This window comes from Psychrobacter sp. GW64-MNA-CIBAN-0177 (assembly GCF_040309585.1).
Lineage (GTDB): Bacteria > Pseudomonadota > Gammaproteobacteria > Pseudomonadales > Moraxellaceae > Psychrobacter > Psychrobacter okhotskensis.
The window spans coordinates 1-273 of record NZ_JBEOOY010000224.1 but is presented as its reverse complement, the minus strand read 5'-3'; the positions used below and the strand labels follow the sequence as shown (position 1 = coordinate 273).

The window sequence follows — 273 nt, the reverse complement described above, 5'->3', positions numbered from 1 at the left end:
ATATGACTTTTTTACTACTACACAGTTGTTCAACGGCAATCTCCAGAGTGTGTATGTACAACCAAGCTCGCTATATTAAATTGGATCTTACCTGTGAATTTTATAAACGAAGTTATTGATGAAGAAACCATCCCTGCTGATTGTATTAGTAACTTAACCGTTGATAATCTTATTTTTACCCTTCATGACAGCAAACTTAAAGTCTTATTGATTAAATACAATAAATGCCTAGCAACCAATAAATGGGGCTTAGTCGGTCACTGGGTTCGCAGT

At 35.2% G+C, this 273-nt stretch carries 1 protein-coding gene; it reads left to right on the top strand.

Annotation, left to right across the window (positions count from 1 at the left end; genetic code table 11):
- Positions 1-93: 93 nt before the first annotated feature.
- Positions 94-273 (top strand): hypothetical protein (locus AAEY79_RS14860; protein WP_352289141.1); only part of this gene is annotated, 180 nt, incomplete at its 3' end.